Consider the following 20,887-nt stretch of genomic DNA (forward strand, 5'->3'; position numbering starts at 1 on the left):
TTGAACTATTTATTTGACATATCACCCATTAATACAGCATTGTTTGCTTTGGCAATGCCTTTGCTGGCTTTTCTATATCAGGCTGTTGTTGGTAAAAAAGATCGATCTGGCCTTGTTGGTACAGCGGCGATCATTTTAAGCTTCATCTTTAGTTTATTTACATTTCTCGATGTCTGGAACGCAATGCCATTATCTTCTGAGATCAGATGGTTTACAATAGGAAATACAACTTTTACAGTTGGTCTATTGCTGAATAACCTCAGCTCTTTGATGCTACTATTAGTTTCGACAATAGCGGTTCCGGTGCATATTTATTCTAAATCATATATGCACGATGATACCGGCATACATCGTTATTGGATGTATCTCAGTCTATTTTGCTTCGCAATGCTCGGGCTTGTCATCATGAACAATTTACTGCTTATGTATGTGTTCTGGGAACTTGTCGGGTTTGCATCTTATCTATTAATTGGATTCTGGTATACGAAGGATGCTGCCGTGCAAGCAAATAAGAAGGCTTTTTTAGTCAACCGAATCGGTGATTTGGGCTTCTTGATCGGCATAGCGATTGTCTACGCTCAATTTGGATCCCTCAATCTGATCAATCTATTTGGAAATGATGGACTTATCGCTAATACTAGTATTGAAAACGGCCTATGGATATCTCCACACAATAGTATGGATGCGATCTGGTTAACGATTACTGGCCTTGCATTTTTCTTAGGAGCGATGGCAAAATCAGCCCAATTTCCATTACATGTCTGGCTACCTGATGCTATGGAGGGACCTACATCTGTTTCATCTTTAATACATGCTGCGACCATGGTGGCTGCCGGTGTATTTTTAATGAGTACTTTATTTCCCTTATTCAACGAAACAGTCCTTTTGACTATTGCTATCATTGGTACCATCACTGCTACTACTGCTGCATATTTTGCTTTGGGACAATATGACATCAAAAAAATACTTGCTTTTTCGACAATTTCCCAATTGGGTTATATGATGGTGGGAATAGGTATCGGCACCTGGGATGCGGCTATGTTTCATTTATTGACACATGCTTTTTTCAAGTGTTTATTATTCTTATGTGCTGGGGCTGTTATCCATGAAATGGCACATCTGAAAGCGCATAGCAAGCATGATTTCGACCCACAGGATCTGCGCAATATGGGTGGACTTTGTCACTATATGCCACAAACATTTGTACTGATGACAGTAGCTTCCTTGGCACTTGCGGGTTTTCCGTTGACTTCGGGCTATTTATCAAAAGATAGTATCATTATTTCTGCATTCGAATGGGCATCAACAAAAGGAGCTTTGTTTCAGATCGTGCCAGTGACATTGATTATCGTCAGTATTATGACTTCATTTTATATTGGACGTCTAATTTTTAAGGCCTTCTTTTCGGAACTGCGTATCAAAAATCTATTGGGATCATCTATACATTTGAGTGAATCGCCTAAGCTCATGCTTTGGCCAATGTATTTCCTAGGCATATGCTGTTTCTTTCCTCTATTTTCGATCAATCCAATTTCCTATCATGACTCGTGGATAATGGATGGATTACTGGTCGATTACCCTTACGAAGCAAATCATCTTGCCCATCTGGTTATTCCTGTATTACTAACAGTCGGTGCATTATCAGTGTGGATATTAGGATGGAAATGGTATGCAAAAGGTCAATATCCACTAAATGAAAATAGTCTTGCAAACCGGTTATCCTTGCATCAGGGATATCTGAATTCATTTAATGAAACAATTATTGTCAACAGTATTTTGAAATTAAGTGCTCTATCCTATTGGTTAGATCGAAATATTGTTGATGGTTTTATACACAGCTTAACAAAATTGATCCAGCAGCTCGCGCATTTGAGTCATTGGCTTGATAAACATATTGTTGATGGTTTAGTTAATGCTATTGGAAAATTCGCTCTTCTGTTAGGAACTTTTGTGCGTTCACCCCAAAATGGGAGACTACAGACTTATTTATATTCTGTATTCTTACTTGTTATAGTTGGTTTAATTTATCTTTTATTACGTTAGAAAATGCCTACACTATCCTTATTAATCTTTTTACCTCTACTAGCGACAGCGATTATATTAGCACTTCCTAGTCGATTCAAGGATGCTTATAAATATATTGCCCTTGCTATAACTGCTATTCAGTTTCTATTGGCAGGAATGGCCTACTTCTCGTTTAATCCAACGGCAACAGGTATCAATACACTTGAAGGATATCAATTGGTAGAGCAACTGCCGTGGATTCGCTTGGATCTTGGAACTGTTGGTAAACTGGAGATTGACTACCTACTTGGTGTAGACGGGATTTCTATGCCTTTATTGGTTCTAAGTGCATTTGTCATGCTAATGGCAATTGGCGCTTCTTGGAATATCCAGAAAAGTCTTAAGGGGTATTTTGCCTTACTTATGCTTCTGAATATGGCGGTCATCGGTATATTCTGTGCTTTAGACTTCTTCTTATTCTATTTATTTTATGAGGTGATGTTACTCCCTTTGTACTTCCTCATCGGAATCTGGGGTGGCGAGCGAAGAGAATATGCTGCCATGAAGTTTTTCATTTATACATTATTCGGTTCTGTTTTCATGCTCTTGGTCATAGTAGGTCTTTACTTCTCGGTGATCAATCCTGTTACAGGTGCTCATACCTTTAGCATGATCCATATGATGAATCCGGACAATTATGTAGAAGGTTCTATTTTTGCACTGGATGGTTATCAGGAGATTTTTGGTATATCAGCCCGTCTGATTGGATTTATCGTACTTTTCTTTGCTTTTGCTATTAAAGTTCCTATTGTCCCGCTACATACCTGGTTGCCTGATGCGCACGTGGAAGCTCCGACACCCGTTTCTATTATCCTAGCGGGTATCTTATTAAAAATTGGGGGATATGGTATCATCCGCGTTTGTTTCAGCATCTTCCCTGATGCTGCAGCCACTAGTAACTGGTGGCTGGGTCTTATCGGGGTGATTTCGATCTTATATGGCGCCTTTAATGCATTAGCACAAAAAGATTTGAAACGAATGATTGCTTATTCTTCTGTATCCCATATGGGATTTGTGCTCTTGGGCTTAGCTTCTTTTACTGCAGAGGGTATTTCGGGAGCAATGTTTCAGATGATTAGTCATGGTTTTCTATCTGCGGCCTTATTTTTCTTGGTCGGTGTTATCTACGACCGTGTACATGACCGTTACATTCCACATTTTAGAGGATTGGCCAGTATTATGCCTAAATATACTGCTTATATAGCTATTGCATTTTTTGCTTCTTTAGGTTTACCTGGTTTCTCTGCATTTATTGCAGAGGCGTTTGTGATTATCGGAACATTTAATTCAGCAAGTTTAGGTACTGGTCTCCCAAGATGGATGGCTATAGCTGGATCTATTGGAATCCTAATGAGTGCGGCCTATCTGTTATGGACATTACAAAGAATGTTTTTTGGAGAAACAAGATTAAAAGGTGGAGATTCTTGGCAACAGGCCTTAGTCGATCTTTCCGTTAGGGAACAACTGGTCTTGTTCCCGACTTTAGCACTTGCTCTACTTTTAGGAATATGTCCTTTTATTATATTCGACCAAATGAATGCTTCTGTCATCAATTTGGTTTCCTTTATTCAACAGTATAACTAAAAACATGGCCGCATTTGCTTCATCAATTTCGTCAATTTTAGACCATATCATAGTAAGTATCCCTTTATTCAAGCCGGAACTTGCACTCATGATTGCTTTTGTATGCAGTATATTTTGCAGTTTATTTATAGACCGAATTTGGAAACAGAGTTCATTTGCTATTACCATAATCGGTTTATTACTTAGTTTATATTTCCTTTTTGATCAGAATAGCCTACTTACTGGTGAATCTGGATTTTTTGAGATGATCAAAATTGATAAATTATCTATTTTATCCCGAATCATCTTATCGCTATCAACTATACTTATAGCTGTATTCATCCAGCAACGTTTTTCAAATCAGATCCGTCCTATTGGTGATCTTTATGCAGTATTGCTCACAGCTACACTAGGACTGCACTTATTAACGATAAGCAGCAACTGGTTGCTGATTTTTATAGCGATTGAAACTTTATCGATCAGCTCGTACGTCATGGTCGGATATTTCTCTAAAACGAAATTTGAGGCTGAAGCGGCAATGAAATATGTTTTATTTGGCTCCATCTGTGCAGCGGTCATGCTGTATGGTCTATCACTTATTTACGGTTTCACGGGAAACTTAAATTTTGATAGCCAGCAACATATCCAGGGACTTATTGAAGCTCCAAAAGTCATGACCTGTATTGCATTTCTGTTTTTACTAACCGGAATTGGTTTTAAATTAAGCTTTGCCCCTTTTCATGTGTGGAGTCCTGATGTTTATCAAGGTGCTCCGACCCCGATAACTGCCTATCTATCAACAGTGCCAAAAATTGGTGCACTGGTTCTGTTATCACGTTTACTGGCGAGCTGGACTGCTAGCCCATTCTTCTACTCAGAGTTCTTAATCTCCGTTATCATCATCATTGCAATCGCTACAATGCTTATCGGAAATCTAGCCGCATTAAAGCAAAAAGATATTAAAAGAATGATGGCCTATTCTTCGATTGGTCATACTGGTATACTCTTGATGGTGGCTCTTGTTTATATTGACAACGATCCTAATGTTCTATTATTTTATCTGGCAATCTATGCTTTGATGAATATCGCAGTCTTTTTATTTATTGATCAACTGGAACAAGGTCTTGAAAGCACCACTATTGAATCTTATAAAGGTTTGGGTAAAAAATACCCGGTGATATTTGTGAGCTTCTCTATTCTGTTGATCTCACTAATCGGACTCCCTCCTACTGCGGGATTTATCGGAAAACTTCTGGTATTTTCTAAGGTGTTTGAACAGTACCAGACGTTAAATGAAATACCTTTATTATTCCTACTTATTGTAGGAGCCTTAACTTCTGTGATCTCGTTATTCTTTTATTTTAAAATTCCACTACTTGCATTTTTAAGAGATAGTGACACGGCTATAGCGTTACCAAAGTTCAACAGATTTTTAGTTCTTATAGCTGTTTCGATCAGTATTTTGGTTGTACTCCTCGGAATATATCCAGGTCTGCTTTTAGATTTATTAAAATAGGCTTCCAAATTATTCTTTCATCAATTAAGAAGTTCTTTTCGGGTATAGCAGCTAATACCCTAACAGCATTTCCTAAAACAGATTCTGGCAAATAAATTTGTTTTAGATATGACGCAATTAAGATTGTAAATAAAACAAATTTATCTAAGTTTGTACTATGATAAGTGCATTAGCTAACACTATTTTTCAACGTGCAATCGCAGATTATCACGTTGAAAACGAAATTGATCAAGTTATTCAAAACCCTTTTGAGTCGTCATCATTGGAACATTTACTGTATATGAAATGTTGGATTGATACCGTACAATGGCATATGGAAGATGTGGTCAGAAATCCTGAAATCGATCCTAAGGTAGGTTTATACTGGAAAAGAAGAATCGATGAATCCAATCAGCATCGTACAGATACTGTGGAATATATAGACAGCTACTATCTATTGAAATTTCAAGATGTTACTCCAAACGAAGATGCTAAAATCAACACAGAAAGTCCTGCTTGGGCAATTGACAGATTGTCGATACTAGCTTTAAAAATCTATCATATGGAGCAAGAGACTTTACGTAATGATGTAGCACCGAGCCATATCGATGCTTGTCAAATTAAATTGAATATTCTTTTAGAACAACGTGTTGATCTCTCTCAGAGTATTGATGAATTGCTTTCTGATATCCAAGCTGGAAAAAAATACATGAAAGTCTATAAACAGATGAAGATGTATAACGATCCGAGTTTAAATCCTGTATTGTATCAAGCATCAAAATAATGTCTTTACCATCCAAAATAATTGTTACGCGCTTCTCTGCCATGGGAGATGTTGCCATGGTTGCTTCAGTCTTGAAGGAATTTGTGCAACAGTACCCTGCTGTAACGATTATTATGGTAACCCGTCCACCTTTTAAGGCTTTTTTTGAAGGTATTCCGAATGTACAATTCCATCCTTTTAATCCCAAAGAACAACATAAGGGTTTAAAAGGTATTGTCAATCTAAAAAGAGAATTAACTTCTTATGGTGCCGATGCAGTTGCTGATCTACATTTTAATTTAAGATCTCGAATTTTAGCAGTTCTTTTTAAAGTATCGGGACTTGTGGTCAAGCAATTGGACAAAGGCCGAAAAGAAAAAAAAGCACTTACCCGATTTCAAAATAAGGTTTTGAAACCGTTAAAACCGACTGTTGAACGTTATGCCGATGTATTTCGTGATCTTGGTTTTAAATTTATATTGCAGAATAAATTAGAGCCTACTAAGTTGGCATTACCCAACTTAGCACATGCTTTATTTTCGGATGATGAAAGCAGAAAAATTGGAATCGCCCCATTTGCACAACACCCCTATAAAGTCTTTCCTCTTCCAAAAATGCAGGAAGTAATTGCTTTCTTATCCCAGAACAACTTTGACATATTCATATTTGGCGGAGGGAAATTGGAACAAGCACAAGCTGAAAAATGGCAAGCACTATATCCCAGTGTCCACAGTACAATTGGTCGTTTCAATCTTAAAGAAGAACTTGCTATTATTTCTAATTTAGACTTAATGATCAGTATGGATTCTTCAGGTATGCATATGGCTTCTTTAATGGGTGTTCGTTGCTTGTCTGTGTGGGGTGCTACCCACCCTTTTGCGGGATTTCTTGGTTATGGACAATCCATAAAAGATTGTGTTCAGGTAGAACATCCTAATAGACCAAATTCAATATATGGGAATAAGCCCTGTGATTGTGATGGTAAGGAAGCAATTGATTTAGTCTCTTCGGAAATGATTATTAACAAAATAAAACAAATTATCTAAATTTGAATTTACAGATAATCGAATAATACTTTTACCCACTTTAAGTAACATCTAAAATAAGACAATATACAAGTAATAAAATGTTAAGAATAGGATTTGATGCAAAGCGATTTTTTAATAATCACACAGGGCTAGGGAACTACAGCCGTGATTTAATTCGCATATTACGTGCTAATAATCCTGAGATAGAATACCTCCTTTACACACCACAAACTGGAAAATCTCACTATAATAGTCTAGTTCCAGATCATATTATTAAACGTCCCTCTGGTTTTATAAATCGTACCTTACCAAGTAATTGGCGTTCTAACCGTATTGTTAAGGATTTAGAACATGATCAGATTGATATTTATCACGGTCTTTCCGGAGAGATCCCAATAGGTCTAGAAAAAACATCCATTAAATCTGTCGTGACAATTCATGATTTGATTTTTATTCGCTATCCTGAACTATATAAAAAGATTGACCGTGCGCTTTACCATAAGAAATTTAAATATGCATGCGAGCATGCAGATCAAATTGTAGCGATAAGTGAACAAACCAAATTAGATATTGTTGATTTTTTTCACATTTCTAAAGACAAGATCAAAGTCATCTACCAAGGATGTCATGAATCATTTAAATCTGTTAAATCGGAAGAAGAAAAGCAAACCTTAATTAAGAAGTTGGGTCTTCCCAACGAATTCATATTGAATGTAGGTACAATCGAGCCTCGTAAAAATGCATTTTCAATTGTCCAGGCAATTAAAGATAAAGATATTCCTTTAGTTATAGTTGGTAAACAGACTGCTTATGCTAAGGAAATAAAATCGTACGTTGCGGCTCATAATATGGAGAATCGCGTAATCTTTTTACAAGGATTGACAATGAATGAATTATCGGTTCTCTATAGCATTGCTAAGATATTTGTTTACCCTTCAATTTTCGAAGGTTTTGGAATACCTATCATTGAGGCATTATATAGTGGAACCCCTGTTATTACAACAAATTCTGGCGTTTTTCCTGAAGCTGGAGGACCATTTTCCCGCTATATTGATCCGAATGATATAGATCAATTAGCGATTAGTATTGATGCCATCCTGAATTCTCAGGAAAAACAGGAAGAAATGCGTCAAGAGGGATTAGCATATGCGCAGCAGTTTAATGATGAAATCTTGGCTGCTCAATGGATGAAGCTTTACAAAAAAATTAGTAAATGAGAATAGGTTTTTTTAATTCGATAGAGACGTGGGGCGGAGGTGAAAAATGGCATTTTGAGTCTGCTGTACATTTTGCAAAGCTTGGTCATGATGTTTATTTTTTTGGCTCAAAGAACAGTAAATTAAAAACCAAGCTACTTGCATTCCCTGCAATCACATATATTGAAGTCCATTTAACTAATCTTAGTTTTCTAAATCCGGTAAAGAGGTGCTATTTGACTTCGACATTTGAAAAGTTACAGATTGAAGTCGTATTAATCAATAATCCGAGAGATTTAAAAATTGCAGCTTACGCCGCTCATAGTGCAGGAGTTCCTCGTATTATATACCGAAGGGGATCTGCTATTCCTATCAAAAATACATTTCTAAATCAGCGTATTTTTGGAAACTATATCACTGATGTGTTAGCAAATTCCTATGCAACTCGAGAAACGATATTAGCAAATAATCCTCAACTGTTTCCAAAAGAAAAAATTAGAGTAATTTACAACCCTATCGATTTTCAAAAATTTGATCAATTAGTTTATAAAAAAATAGTTCCCGATCGCAAAGATGATTCATTAATTATAGGAAATCTAGCAAGACTTGCTCCACAAAAGAATCAGAAGTTTTTAATCGATCTCTCTTTAGAATTAACCCGACTACAGATTAAACATCAGATTTACATTACAGGAAAAGGTGAACTGGAAAGCGAATTAAAAACTTATAATATAGAAAAGGGGACAGATAAGAATGTTCATTTTCTAGGATTCACAGATTCCCCGAGGAGCTTTTTAGTTGATATTGATATTTTTATATTAAGTTCACTATGGGAAGGTTTTGGATATGTACTAGCAGAGGCTTCTTTAGCAGAGAAGCCCATTATAGCTTTTAACAGTAGTAGCAATCCTGAATTAGTAAAGGATAACATCTCTGGCTTTTTAACGGAAGTAAATAGTATTCCACAAATGGTGGAGAAAATCAAAAAACTACAAGACATTAAGCTTCGGAAAGAAATGGGGACAGCAGGAAGGAAATTTATACTAAAATCCTTTGATAAAAATATAATCTACAAGAACCTCGAAGATTATATTTTAAACAACTAGTTTTTAGTGTACTTTTACGTAAAGTTCTAAATATTTCAAAACACCCCAAGAAGAAACCCAGTATTCTTACTTTAACACTTCTTCATATAGGTTCCAATATTGTTTTGCTGCCATATCCCATGAAAATTGTCCGGCCCACTTTTTTATATGGGAACTTCTATCAGTAGAATTAATTAAGTTCATAATGTGAAATTTACCAAAATTAATCATATAATCCTTCTCGGTTGAATCTAAGAAAAAAGCTTCCTCACCACCGATTTCTGGTAAGCACGTATTTGTAGATAATAGCACTTTCTTACCAAAAGACATGGCCTCTATAACAGGTAAACCAAAACCTTCGGCAATTGACGGAAAAACAAACATGGCGCAGTTACTTAGATATTGATATTTTTCTTCCTCCGTAATTGGCCCAGTAATAACAACACGATCCAAAACTCCTAATTCTTTAGCAATAGATAGGATATACTTATCATAACCAATTTCATTGACAACACCACTTATTACTAGTTCTAGATCATTTCCAACTAATAAATATGGCAAAACATGAAAATTCTTTTTATGGTTTACAGTACCAATTGTAAATAACAGTTGTTTTCTAATATGCTGATTATTTTCTGCAGAATGATATTGATTTACAATTTCTGTCTCAATATTATTCCCATTATACACTATATGTATAGGTTTACCTCTTAAATCACAGTGTTGTTCCAAATCATTTTTAACATACTTAGAGATAGCAACAATACAATCTGCACGATCCAAATTGTCCTGCAGTTTTTTTAAATAATATTTTTCCTTTTGTACAGATTTTCCTTCCTTAAGAAAGTTAAGATCATGAATAGTAGATAAAACTTTAGTTTTTGTGCCTTTACTTGGAAAGTATGAACTCAATTGATATGTTGAATGCCAGAGGTCTACATTATTAAACCTAGGCATCCAAAATTTATGTAACGATTTTTGCTTAATATAATTAACTCGGTCACCAAAGTCTTTTTTAATAGCATCCGGATAATAAAATGATAATTCAGCATCAGTTGTTTGGTTTTTCAATAAAGATAAGCCAAGGTGTTTACAAAAGAAATATAAGCCTGTATGCTTATGTTTCATTCTTTCAGTATCAAATATAATTTTATAACTCATTGACTCAATATCACACTTTCGATTAACAGTTTTTTCCTTGATAATAAAGGAATCCCTAATTAAAAAAATTGATTTTAGAAACTTAAACTAATCTTTAATCAAGGAGTCATTTAAAAACTCTTCTTCCAAAACTTCACTATGGTTATTTAGAAAATAGCTTTCTCCTTCAGATTGTATTTTTTTATAATAGTTCTCATCATTAAAAAGCCTATTTATTTCATTGGCAAATTCTACTCCTGAGGATGCAACAATGCAACCATTCTGCTTCTTATTAAACAAACCATCTATTCCTCTTATATTAGTAACAACTGGCATGCCATAAGATAATGCTTCCACAACTTTAATTTTTATTCCAGTCCCAGTTAACATAGGACACATAAATACTTTCGCATTCACGAAAAGAGATTTTAAGTCTTCCACAACTCCAAGCGTTATTACTTGGTTTGAGCCAGAAAAATATTTACTAATACTACCAGCAACTACGATTTCAATATCTTTGTTGATATGTTGTAATACTTCCTTTAGGAACCATTTAACACTTCTTTTGTTATGATCATTGTCACTTGCTACATAAAAAAGTCTTCGAGAGTCTTTATTACATAAAAACTCCGATTTACGATTAGGAAATGAAATAGGAACTAGCTGTACTGGTTTTTGGGTAAACTGCTCAAATATATATTTTTCTTCTACAGAATATGTCCAAATTTCATCAAACTCTTTTAAGATGCCCACTTCCTTTTCTAATATTCGATATGGCAATGATGTTGATTTCTTAGCTCTATATGTGGTTAAATACTGACCTGTTATAAAATCATGTGTATCAATTATTGAAATTTTATATGATTTTAAATTTTTAATAAGACTTCCCCAATTAACATAACTAATTATAGCAAAATCGTATTTTTTATTTCCAGTAAATTTTTTAAAATTAAATTTTAAAAGATATGTTGTTAAGTCGATTTTACTCTTTGTAAAACCGAAGATAAACTCCCATATTTTATACTTGAAAATATAACTCAAAAACTTTTTCCTGTCTATTTTCCTATCCAAAACAACAAGATTAATTGTAGGATACTTATCTGCGAACATCCTAATACTTTCATCATTCCAATTACCCCAAAATCGCTCTGTAATGAAATCGACATCAAATTCTCCAGATTTTCTGCTAAAATAGTCCAACATCTTAACAAACCTTGTAATATTACCAGCCTTGTTATTAAATGGATTATCAGGAACGAAATAAAGTATTTTTTTCTTCTTCGACATTTAAAATGCTTAAATTAATGATCGATACATATTGTCATACGACTACGACCAAAATGGATATTATTTACTAATTCCACCAACAGATATTGATTTTAGATCTTTTAAAACTTTTTTAAATATAAATTTATAAAAACAGCAATAACTTCTTAACGAAAATAATACACGAAACGCAACACAAAAAGAATTATTTATTTTAATATTATAACTTACTACTAATGATATCATCACAATAAAAGTTATTATAAAAAAATAGGTTTACAATGATATCCAAATTGTAATTTTGAACTAATTCAAAGTAAACAAAATGGTAGATGTAATAGAAACCTATAATATTTAAAATTTTAATGGTATTGCGATCAATTAAAAAATGAGCCGTCGTAAAACTCAATAAATAGCATTACTAATATTCTATATATTATTTTTGGCTGTCATATTCTAATATTTTTCGTAACAGCGGACGAATATACAATCTCTTGAACAAATTTTTGCCATTTTTCACTTATACTTTCTTCACTAAAGTCCTCTATACTTATTTTAGCATTCTTTCCCAACTGATCACGTAGCGCTGGACTGACCATCAACTTTTCTAAACACACACACAATTCTATATTATCATTTACCAAAAAACCTGTTTCATTATGTTTTATTATTTCATTAACTCCAGAACAGCTCTTAAAACCAATTGCAGGAAGACCTGCGGACATTGCCTCGGCAAGAGCTAGCCCAAATCCTTCATACTTACTAGGAAATATAAATATATCAGCTTCTTTCAATTTTTGAATTGGATCCTCAGTAAATCCTTTCAAGAAAATTCTATCCTCCATATTTAAATCAGTAATCTGTTTTTGTAAACGTTGCATATCTGATCCTACTCCCCACAATTCAAAATCCCAATTTATATACTGGGGCGCTAATTTTGCAAAACTTTCAATAGCGAGATGTTGTTGTTTACATGCCATATCTAAACGAGCAATGTGAATAACCTTGTATCGATCTTTTGAAATAAAATGATTAACAAACTCCTTAATTCTGGGGACAGGATTAGGAATTACGGCAATTTTGCCGACAAAACAATCTGGTAAGTAATCAGAATAACCTGCAAATAGTAATTGGACTCCAGCAAGATTCTGAAATGAATTTTTTAATAATTTGACTTCGAATGGTTTTCTACCTCCAAAAATATTTGTATAATCATAATCTGGTCTACCATTGACAGAATCAATAATTGGAACAGTTATTTCATTATTATAAGTAATCTCCAATAAAGAGCCTATTGACATAGTAATAATTACATCAGGCTTTACTTCATCAATATAAGTTTTCCAGGCTTTTGCACGACGTTCCAAATTATAAACAAATAGATTTTGTTCGCCTTTCATGCTCATTTTTAAAATAGAATTATAAGCCTTGGCATATTTTTTACGAATTTTATGAATAAGCCAATTTAAAGGATTACTTCCACTATAATTTGATATAGGAATTTGATTTTTTTGTATTAGATCGGGGCTATAGATGTTTGTTACTTTAACTAGTGAGTGTAACTTGAATATCGCCTTTCCTGAGATATTCTCATTTGTTGCAATTTCAACCTGATGCCCATTATTAACAAAACTGTTAGCAAGAAAAGAACAGATCTTTTCTGTTCCCCCACTTCCGTTAATAAAATAAAGATGCTGAACCAACAATATTTTCATAATCAATTATTCTTTGCTCCTATTTTGCTTTGAAGCCTTAATGTTTTCTTTTTCGAAAATGGAACGAATTTCAGCAAAAACAATTTCAGCTTAATTTTTCTTATTTTTTTATCTTCACATTTTCTATAAAATTCTTCAAAGTCTTGATATGTGTTTGCTGACAAGAAATACCTAAATAAAAAGCTTAACTTTTTTTTATCGTTTTCAGTTAAAAATGGAAGTACCTTATCATTCATAAAAACACGAATAAGTCCAAAAAGTCTCTCTCTTTGAGAATTATTTAGAGACATCTTTAAATACCTAAGTTCGAAAGGTTCATGTTCTATAAAAAGTGCCAAATGAAGGGCATGTGATTTATGAAGATTATATTTTGTATAAAAATTCTTTAAAATATTGAACCAAATTGGAATCTGATCTAAAACTTTATCGCTATTTTGATTGATAATATTATGATTTTGATCATCATGTTGACGATAGTAATAGGAACTATTTGGACTTAAGCTAATTTGGGTTGTTAATGCAAGTAATTGATGCGAAAATAAACCGTCCTCACATGGTTGTATACCAACAGGAAATCTAACTTCAGGATATTGTTGCAAAAATTCCCGTTTTAAAAGCATCCCCCAAGTAGGTAAAGCCATAATATTGGGGAAACGAGAGCAACTATGTGCTCCAACGACAACGATATCACTTTGACTACTTATAGCAATATCAAATGAATTTTTTAAAAATGTATTCTCCATTGTATCGTCTGCATCCAGAAAAAAAACATATGATCCGGTTGCTTCTAGTAGCCCCTTATTTCTAGCTACCGATACCCCAGAATTACTCTGGTAAAAGTAATGGATATGAGCATGCTCGACTACATATTTCTCACAAATTAACGCTGACCGATCAGTACTTCCGTCATTTACCAAAATTAATTCAATACATTTGATATTCTGATTTAAAACACTCTTTATAGCCTCCTCAAGAAAAGATTCACAATTATAGATTGGAATAACAACAGAAACATCAACTTTATTAGCACTCATATATCAAATCCTTATTCGTTAAATTTAAATTCATAATACATTAATTATCAAACTCTGAAAAACTCATTTAGTAAGAAGTAGTGCGCCAGTCAATTTAAAATATCAATTTTAAAAAATCTTAAAATAAAAAAGTATTATGTTATTACCAATATAATGAAACGAAATTATAACTTTTATTTCTTTTTAAACCTATCTTACTGAAAATATAGAGCCATGATATGGGATTAGTAAAAAAAAGAATTGAATAATTAATTTGTAAAATTTGTAATTTAGGGGCAGAATAAATTGAATATGACGAATCAAAACACCAAGCTATCGATAATAACAATAAATTTAAATAATAAAGATGGTTTAAAAAAAACACTAAAATCAATTGATAATCAGTCAAATAAAAATTTTGAATATTTAGTAATTGATGGAAATTCATCAGATGGGAGTCAAGATTTAATAAACAATTCTGGATTTATTGATATTAAAATTTCTGAAAAAGATAGTGGAATCTATGACGCAATGAACAAAGGTATTCAACTGGCAAAAGGCGAATATTTATTATTCCTCAACAGTGGAGATTACCTTAACAACTCCGAAGTGATTAATAATATTATATCGCAACTAGATGGCGAAGAAATTATTTATGGATCTCTGATCTATGAGGATGAAGATAGTTCAAGAGTTCAACACTACCCAAGTAAATTAACCTTTAGCCAATTCCTTTATGAAACTATAGGTCACCCATGCTCATTCATAAAAAAAGATTTATTTACAAGATATGGATTATATGATACATCTTATCCAATAGTTGCTGATTGGGCATTTTTCACTAAAGTAATTGTCAAAGAGAATGTCAGTACCAAACATATTAATGAAATCATAACCAACTTTGATCTTACGGGTATTACAGCTAGACCTGAGAATCACGATAAAATTAATGCAGAACGTGATCGTTTTCTCAAAGAAAATTTTTCTTTTATACTTGAAGATTTCACTAGAACTACTGCGGCTGTAAAAAAATTAGAAAGAATCCAATCATCAAAAGGATTTAAAATACTTAAAGCATTCGGAGTAAAGAAATTTCAGTAAAGGATTTATTGAAATTTCTGAATCTACTTGGTCTGTCAAAGAAAACCGATAATTACAGTTATTTTAACCTAAGCTTTTATAGATTTTAATTGTTTTTTCAATACATGAATGCATGCTGTAATTTATTAATTTTTCTTTTCCTTTATTTATTAAGCTTTCACGTAATAATTTAGATTCAAGCAAACTTTTCATTTCACTAACAAAAGAATCTAAGGATTCCACTTCAAAATAAGCCGCGGCATCTCCTGCAATCTCTGGAAAGCAACTTGCATTACTTAATAATACCGGACATTCATTTTTAAAAGCTTCCAAAATAGGCAAACCAAACCCCTCATAAAGAGAAGGATAAACAAAAAATAAAGCTTTCGTATATAATAGATTTAACTGCTCATCAGTAGCTGCTACGTGAATGACTTTATCTGTTATATGATTTCTATATAAAAGTTCCTGTTCAGAAATTGCCAAGCTACTACCAGCCAATACAAGTTTGAGTTCAGGAAACTGTATAGATAATTTAGAAAAAGCTTGAACCAGCAAACTAAAATTCTTATATCCGTATCGGTTACCGACATATAAAATATATAATTCCGGAAGGTTTCGAATATCTTCATAAACTAATGGTTGATTTAAATCAATACCATGATAGACTACTTCAATTTTATCTTCATTCAAGTTGTAATATTTCAGGATGTCACTTTTTGTTTTCTCGGAAACAGCAATTATTTTATCTGCTTTCTCAATATGCAATCGCTTATTGTGAGCAATTGGAGAATCCGATGAAAAAATATCTGGGTAATTTTCATAAATCATATCGTGAATTGTAATAACAAGTGGCTTCTTAAGATCCTGAATAAAATAGGGATCATAATATGTAGGATGAAAAACATCAATGGAGGAATTTTGAAGAGCATTTAATGTTACAAGTTGATTTTTCGTTATTGATTTATAAGGTTTTCGTTGATACTTCTTGATTTTTTCAATAAAATTGAAAGCTCTAATATGCTTTTCAGATAAATAATGATTGATATTACCATACACATCTATGCGATATGACATATCTTCAACCTTATCGATTCCATTCATCAATTCTACAAAATATCGAGAAATACCCCCAAACTTTTGTGCTGCAAAAATTTGATAATCAAATAATACCTTCATTAATCTTATATTTTATAATTCAATCAATTGCTATAAAATGAAAATTTCCTTTTCCAAAGTGAATAAATTCAGAATATGAATTTATTCACTTATATGAAGGCAACAATTATCATTTTTGACAAATATAATTCACTTAGTCGAAACTGCTTTCAACCTATCAAAACTTATTTTATGAAAAGCTTTAAAAACATCATAATCAAAGTAAATTACAAGCAAATAGTCTCGCAATAATACTGTTTGTAAGTATATCTTATTTGGTACTATATTGCAAGTAACTCATTCCTTATTTATCATTGAAATTAAGGATATGGTTATTCAAATCTTAACAAGTATGTCTAAATACAATATTACCATTAATTTAATGTTAAACTTTCCTATTCTTTGAAATAATAAATCGATTTTATTTATATTTATATGGATAACTTCAGAATATGTCTAAAAATCTCTATATCGTCCGTCATGCCAAGGCTGAACAGTCATTTTCTAAGAAAGATTTTGACCGTATATTATTAGATAAAGGCATAGAAAGAGCACAACGTGTTTCCCATCAGCTTGCTCTACAGATGCAAGCGGATTCTACTACGCTCTGTATCTCATCATCTGCAATCAGAGCATATCAAACTGCAGAAATATTTATTAAAACAATTAAATACCCTCAAATCGCTTTAATTAAAGAAGATCAGCTTTACGAGGCTACTTATTTGGATATTCTAAAACTAATCAACCAGGTTCCACCACATATTCATACACTATTTATATTTGGCCATAACCCTGGTTTATCAGATTTTATTGAATATGTGAGTAATGAATCTGTCCCTTTATCAACATCGCAAGTTGTACATCTTATTCTTGATGAGGGTTTTGATTTTAATACCCTAACATCCAATACTGCTACGCTTTTAAATACCATAGTATAATTCATTTTTGTACCTTCGGGTTATGGCAAATCAATTGCAATTTGAAAATTCTCCTTATTTGAAACAACATGCGCACAATCCGGTTCACTGGATGCCATGGGGGGAAGAAGCATTAAAGAAAGCACAGGAAGAAAATAAATTGATCATCATCAGTATCGGTTACTCTGCCTGTCACTGGTGTCATGTGATGGAACGCGAAAGCTTTGAAAATGACGTGATCGCACAGACCATGAATAAGTTTTATGTTCCGATTAAAATAGATAGAGAAGAGCGTCCCGATATTGATCAGGTCTATATGACTGCAGTACAGTTGATGACAAATGCTGGTGGATGGCCATTAAACTGCATCTGTTTACCTGACGGTAGACCCATCTATGGTGGTACTTATTTCAAAGCTCATGATTGGCAGAATATTTTAATTCAGATTGCCCGCATGTGGGAAGAACAACCTGCTGTAGCAATGGAATATGCTGACAAATTGACAAAAGGCATTCAACAGAGTGAGCGATTACCTATAAATGCAATACCGGAGCAATATAAGTTTGAAAATTTAGAAGATATTATAAAACCTTGGAAAGAATTATTTGATCCGAGAGACGGTGGTTATCATCGCAGTCCAAAATTTCCGCTTCCTAACAACTGGTTATTCTTATTGCGTTACGCTGTTTTATCGCAGGATACTGAAACACTAAGCCATGTTCATTTTACGCTCCAAAAAATTGCTTCTGGAGGTATCTACGACCACATCGGAGGTGGCTTTGCGCGCTATTCAGTCGATAGTGAATGGCATGTCCCACATTTTGAAAAAATGCTGTACGACAATGGCCAACTCATTTCCCTGTATGCAGAAGCTTATCAACAGCAACCCCATCCTTTATATAAACGTGTCGTTGAAGAGACAATTGCTTGGGCGCAACGCGAAATGTTAGCTCCGAACAATGGCTTTTATGCAGCTTTAGATGCCGATAGTGAAGGCGTCGAAGGAAAATTCTACACATTTGACATCGTCGAAATTAAAACGGTGTTAGGTGAAGATGCTGATTTATTTATCGCTTATTACAACATAACTGTTGAAGGTAACTGGGAAGAAGAAAAAACTAATATATTGATTTGTGACATTGATGCTGATAAAATGGCTAAGGAAGCTGGCTACAACACAGAAGAATGGGAAATTTACCTACAGTCAATAAAGAAAAAGCTATTTGACTACAGAAAAAATCGTATTCATCCTGGACTTGACCACAAACAGTTGGCAACATGGAACGCGTTAATGCTAAAGGGGCTGATTGATGCATACCGCATCTTTGATAAAAAGGAATACTTAGAGCTGGCTTTACTGAATGCTGAATTTCTGAAGAGTGAATTGATTGCCGGCGATTTCAGTATCTTACATCAGCCACAAGATTCAAATCGCAGTATCCCCGGTTTTTTAGATGATTACGCTTTTACGATCACTGCATTTACAGCACTTTATGAAGCTACATTTGAGGAAAAATGGTTACAAACAGCAACCTCATTACTCGATAAAACAATCGAATTATTTTATGATAGCGACGAAACAACGTTTTACTACAGTGCATCGAGCGCAGAAAAATTAATTGCCCGAAAAAGTGAAGTCATGGATAATGTCATTCCGTCATCTACATCAGCAATTTGTCATCAATTAAAAAAAATAGGCCTACTAACTGACAATGAGGAGTATACGGCAATTTCAGATCAGTTATTTGCCAATGTATTCCCACAAATCAAGACATATGGTTCTGCATATTCAAATTGGGCAATATTATTGTTAGAAGAATTGTATGGTTGCAATGAGATTGCGCTAACTGGAGAAGATGCACATGCATTTCGTAAGGAGCTAGATCATTATTACATTCCGAATAAAATTGTATTGGGTGGAACAAAAAGCAGTCTACCATTGTTATTAAATAGACAGGGTTTAAATTCAAAAGCATACCTTTGTCGAAATAAAACATGCAGTCTGCCACAGGATACAATTGCAGAACTTATAAAAATAATAGAATAATAACGGGGGATATCCCAAAAATCAAAACAAATGGCAATAGTAACTAATGACGTAGTAGCGTTAACTTACAAACTTCACACAATCGAAAACGGCGAAAAAGTATTCGTAGAAGAAACAACAACAGAAAATCCTTTAGACTTCTTATATGGTGTAGGCATGATGCTTCCTAAATTTGAAGAAAACATCGCTGGCTTAAATGTTGGTGACACTACTGCATTTGAATTATCTGCAGAAGATGCTTATGGCGAAAAAGACGAGCGTGCTGTTGCCCAATTACCAGCAGATATGTTCAAAGAAACTGGTTTACCTCCAGTAGGTGAGGTTATCCCTTTACAAGATAACCAAGGTAACCAATTTCGTGCAGTAGTTGTAGAAGTAACTCCTGAAGTTGTAGTTGCTGACTTAAACCACCCAATGGCTGGTAAATCATTACATTTCGAAATCGAAATTTTAAATGTACGTCCTGCAACTGAAGAAGAGTTATCTCATGGTCACTCTCACGGTGTAGATGGTACTCAAGGTCACTAATTCTGACCAAAATATTTATAAGAGACGGATGTTGGTTCAAACCAGCATCCGTTTTTATTTGTAGTAATTATAACGTATAGTCTAATTTCAGAAAGGAGCTAACAGTTCTGACTGTTGATTAATAACTTCAGCTATAAGAGAAATTGCAATTTTTCATCGATTTCGCGCTATGGCGGCTTCATTTCGTCGCCAGTATATGACATTTCCGCACGTGGCGGAATCGTAGTGACCACTGTATGTTTCATTTCCCCACGTGGCAGAATCGTTTTGTCCTATGACTGCATCATTTCACATATTATGGAATAGTGTCGTTGCTTGTATAAATCATTTCCCCACGTGACAAAATCGTTTCGTCGCCTGTCCCTGCCATTTCCTTACGTGGCAAACTCGTTTCGCCACCTGTCTGTTTCATTTACCCCTGTGGCGGAATCGTTTTATCCTTTGTCGAAAGCCTCCCGCCATAGTGCGAAACCATGCTCCTGTTTTGCAATAACTCTATAATGAAGCATGGCCCATAGCCTCCATAGCGTATTCTCAATCATGGCTACCGCGAATATTACACATCCTTCTTATTCATTTCAAAGTAGTCTGACTCTTAATTGTCACCAAACCATAAAATGGTCATGGCAGTCACCTCGTCCATATATTGACTTGAATAATCGAGACCCCAAGGACAAAATGAAAGAAGAATACGGAAAATATCTTCCTATCTGTGGCGTAACTGCACCGAATCGCCCAACTCACAAACCTATAACTTTTGAGTTTGAAAAACTTTAGCTAAATCCTGTTTTTTAAGAATTGTCTTTATAATCATATTGTTGTAACTTTC

At 33.9% G+C, this 20,887-nt stretch carries 17 protein-coding genes; 12 read left to right on the forward strand and 5 right to left on the reverse strand.

The window, feature by feature from the left end:
- The 7 genes from WH188_RS23250 (at position 1) to WH188_RS23280 (ending at position 9,215) form a co-directional block, all read left to right on the forward strand.
- Positions 1-2,043, forward strand: a complete 2,043-nt coding sequence (locus WH188_RS23250; RefSeq protein ID WP_339424689.1) for an NADH-quinone oxidoreductase subunit 5 family protein — start codon at positions 1-3, stop codon at positions 2,041-2,043.
- Positions 2,044-2,046: 3 nt separating this feature from the next.
- Positions 2,047-3,648 (forward strand): complex I subunit 4 family protein, encoded by a 1,602-nt coding sequence (locus WH188_RS23255; protein ID WP_168127550.1) that lies wholly within the window; start codon positions 2,047-2,049, stop codon positions 3,646-3,648.
- A gap of 4 nt (positions 3,649-3,652) precedes the next feature.
- Complete coding sequence (locus WH188_RS23260) at positions 3,653-5,143, forward strand: NADH-quinone oxidoreductase subunit N (RefSeq protein ID WP_168127551.1); 1,491 nt, start codon at positions 3,653-3,655, stop codon at positions 5,141-5,143.
- A 157-nt stretch (positions 5,144-5,300) separates the two neighbouring features.
- Positions 5,301-5,906 (forward strand): DUF4254 domain-containing protein, encoded by a 606-nt coding sequence (locus WH188_RS23265; RefSeq protein WP_132769066.1) that lies wholly within the window; start codon positions 5,301-5,303, stop codon positions 5,904-5,906.
- The gene (locus WH188_RS23270; RefSeq protein ID WP_168127552.1) at positions 5,906-6,931 is read left to right on the forward strand and encodes a glycosyltransferase family 9 protein; all 1,026 of its coding nucleotides are present in this window, start codon (positions 5,906-5,908) and stop codon (positions 6,929-6,931) included. The genes WH188_RS23265 and WH188_RS23270 overlap by 1 nt, the downstream gene beginning before the upstream one ends.
- An 80-nt stretch (positions 6,932-7,011) precedes the next feature.
- Positions 7,012-8,130, forward strand: a complete 1,119-nt coding sequence (locus WH188_RS23275) for a glycosyltransferase family 4 protein (protein ID WP_168127553.1) — start codon at positions 7,012-7,014, stop codon at positions 8,128-8,130.
- Positions 8,127-9,215, forward strand: coding sequence for a glycosyltransferase (locus WH188_RS23280; RefSeq protein ID WP_168127554.1), 1,089 nt, complete (start codon positions 8,127-8,129; stop codon positions 9,213-9,215). Before WH188_RS23275 ends, WH188_RS23280 begins: the two co-directional genes overlap by 4 nt.
- 66 nt (positions 9,216-9,281) lie before the next feature.
- Here the strand turns inward: WH188_RS23280 and WH188_RS23285 are convergent, their stop codons facing one another.
- The 4 genes from WH188_RS23285 to WH188_RS23300 form a co-directional block, all read right to left on the reverse strand.
- Positions 9,282-10,355 (reverse strand): glycosyltransferase family 4 protein, encoded by a 1,074-nt coding sequence (locus WH188_RS23285; RefSeq protein ID WP_168127555.1) that lies wholly within the window; start codon positions 10,353-10,355, stop codon positions 9,282-9,284.
- An 87-nt stretch (positions 10,356-10,442) separates the two neighbouring features.
- Positions 10,443-11,621 (reverse strand): glycosyltransferase family 4 protein, encoded by a 1,179-nt coding sequence (locus WH188_RS23290; protein WP_168127556.1) that lies wholly within the window; start codon positions 11,619-11,621, stop codon positions 10,443-10,445.
- Between the two features lie 428 nt (positions 11,622-12,049).
- The gene (locus WH188_RS23295; protein ID WP_168127557.1) at positions 12,050-13,315 is read right to left on the reverse strand and encodes a glycosyltransferase; all 1,266 of its coding nucleotides are present in this window, start codon (positions 13,313-13,315) and stop codon (positions 12,050-12,052) included.
- A 2-nt stretch (positions 13,316-13,317) separates the two neighbouring features.
- Positions 13,318-14,349: a glycosyltransferase family 2 protein gene (locus WH188_RS23300; protein ID WP_168127558.1), complete on the reverse strand. Its 1,032-nt coding sequence runs from the start codon at positions 14,347-14,349 to the stop codon at positions 13,318-13,320.
- 291 nt (positions 14,350-14,640) lie between these two features.
- On the opposite strand from WH188_RS23300, the gene WH188_RS23305 reads away from it, so the two are divergent.
- Positions 14,641-15,429 (forward strand): glycosyltransferase family 2 protein, encoded by a 789-nt coding sequence (locus tag WH188_RS23305; RefSeq protein ID WP_168127559.1) that lies wholly within the window; start codon positions 14,641-14,643, stop codon positions 15,427-15,429.
- Between the two features lie 63 nt (positions 15,430-15,492).
- On the opposite strand, the gene WH188_RS23310 is transcribed toward WH188_RS23305, so the two are convergent.
- The gene (locus WH188_RS23310; protein ID WP_168127560.1) at positions 15,493-16,587 is read right to left on the reverse strand and encodes a glycosyltransferase family 4 protein; all 1,095 of its coding nucleotides are present in this window, start codon (positions 16,585-16,587) and stop codon (positions 15,493-15,495) included.
- 431 nt (positions 16,588-17,018) lie between these two features.
- Between WH188_RS23310 and WH188_RS23315 the strand changes: the two genes are divergently transcribed.
- The 4 genes from WH188_RS23315 to WH188_RS23330 all read left to right on the forward strand — a co-directional run bounded on the left by WH188_RS23315 (position 17,019) and on the right by WH188_RS23330 (position 20,835).
- Positions 17,019-17,504: a SixA phosphatase family protein gene (locus tag WH188_RS23315; protein ID WP_168127561.1), complete on the forward strand. Its 486-nt coding sequence runs from the start codon at positions 17,019-17,021 to the stop codon at positions 17,502-17,504.
- A gap of 22 nt (positions 17,505-17,526) precedes the next feature.
- Positions 17,527-19,530: a thioredoxin domain-containing protein gene (locus WH188_RS23320; protein WP_168127562.1), complete on the forward strand. Its 2,004-nt coding sequence runs from the start codon at positions 17,527-17,529 to the stop codon at positions 19,528-19,530.
- A 30-nt stretch (positions 19,531-19,560) separates the two neighbouring features.
- Positions 19,561-20,058, forward strand: coding sequence for an FKBP-type peptidyl-prolyl cis-trans isomerase (locus WH188_RS23325; protein WP_021190473.1), 498 nt, complete (start codon positions 19,561-19,563; stop codon positions 20,056-20,058).
- Between the two features lie 540 nt (positions 20,059-20,598).
- Positions 20,599-20,835: a hypothetical protein gene (locus WH188_RS23330; protein ID WP_339424690.1), complete on the forward strand. Its 237-nt coding sequence runs from the start codon at positions 20,599-20,601 to the stop codon at positions 20,833-20,835.
- Positions 20,836-20,887: the final 52 nt, after the last annotated feature.

Source organism: Sphingobacterium sp. MYb388, assembly GCF_037479535.1.
Taxonomy (GTDB): domain Bacteria; phylum Bacteroidota; class Bacteroidia; order Sphingobacteriales; family Sphingobacteriaceae; genus Sphingobacterium; species Sphingobacterium anhuiense.

Excerpts from the sequence above, each read along its gene's own strand:
- WH188_RS23310 (WP_168127560.1), bottom strand. The coding sequence starts at position 16,587 with ATGAAGGTATTATTTGATTATCAAATTTTTGCAGCACAAAAGTTTGGG.
- WH188_RS23270 (WP_168127552.1), top strand. The coding sequence starts at position 5,906 with ATGTCTTTACCATCCAAAATAATTGTTACGCGCTTCTCTGCCATGGGA.
- WH188_RS23325 (WP_021190473.1), top strand. The coding sequence starts at position 19,561 with ATGGCAATAGTAACTAATGACGTAGTAGCGTTAACTTACAAACTTCAC.
- WH188_RS23300 (WP_168127558.1), bottom strand. The coding sequence starts at position 14,349 with ATGAGTGCTAATAAAGTTGATGTTTCTGTTGTTATTCCAATCTATAAT.
- WH188_RS23315 (WP_168127561.1), top strand. The coding sequence starts at position 17,019 with ATGTCTAAAAATCTCTATATCGTCCGTCATGCCAAGGCTGAACAGTCA.
- WH188_RS23290 (WP_168127556.1), bottom strand. The coding sequence starts at position 11,621 with ATGTCGAAGAAGAAAAAAATACTTTATTTCGTTCCTGATAATCCATTT.
- WH188_RS23275 (WP_168127553.1), top strand. The coding sequence starts at position 7,012 with ATGTTAAGAATAGGATTTGATGCAAAGCGATTTTTTAATAATCACACA.
- WH188_RS23255 (WP_168127550.1), top strand. The coding sequence starts at position 2,047 with ATGCCTACACTATCCTTATTAATCTTTTTACCTCTACTAGCGACAGCG.
- WH188_RS23285 (WP_168127555.1), bottom strand. The coding sequence starts at position 10,355 with ATGAGTTATAAAATTATATTTGATACTGAAAGAATGAAACATAAGCAT.
- WH188_RS23265 (WP_132769066.1), top strand. The coding sequence starts at position 5,301 with ATGATAAGTGCATTAGCTAACACTATTTTTCAACGTGCAATCGCAGAT.
- WH188_RS23330 (WP_339424690.1), top strand. The coding sequence starts at position 20,599 with ATGGCTACCGCGAATATTACACATCCTTCTTATTCATTTCAAAGTAGT.
- WH188_RS23320 (WP_168127562.1), top strand. The coding sequence starts at position 17,527 with ATGGCAAATCAATTGCAATTTGAAAATTCTCCTTATTTGAAACAACAT.
- WH188_RS23280 (WP_168127554.1), top strand. The coding sequence starts at position 8,127 with ATGAGAATAGGTTTTTTTAATTCGATAGAGACGTGGGGCGGAGGTGAA.
- WH188_RS23305 (WP_168127559.1), top strand. The coding sequence starts at position 14,641 with ATGACGAATCAAAACACCAAGCTATCGATAATAACAATAAATTTAAAT.
- WH188_RS23295 (WP_168127557.1), bottom strand. The coding sequence starts at position 13,315 with ATGAAAATATTGTTGGTTCAGCATCTTTATTTTATTAACGGAAGTGGG.
- WH188_RS23260 (WP_168127551.1), top strand. The coding sequence starts at position 3,653 with ATGGCCGCATTTGCTTCATCAATTTCGTCAATTTTAGACCATATCATA.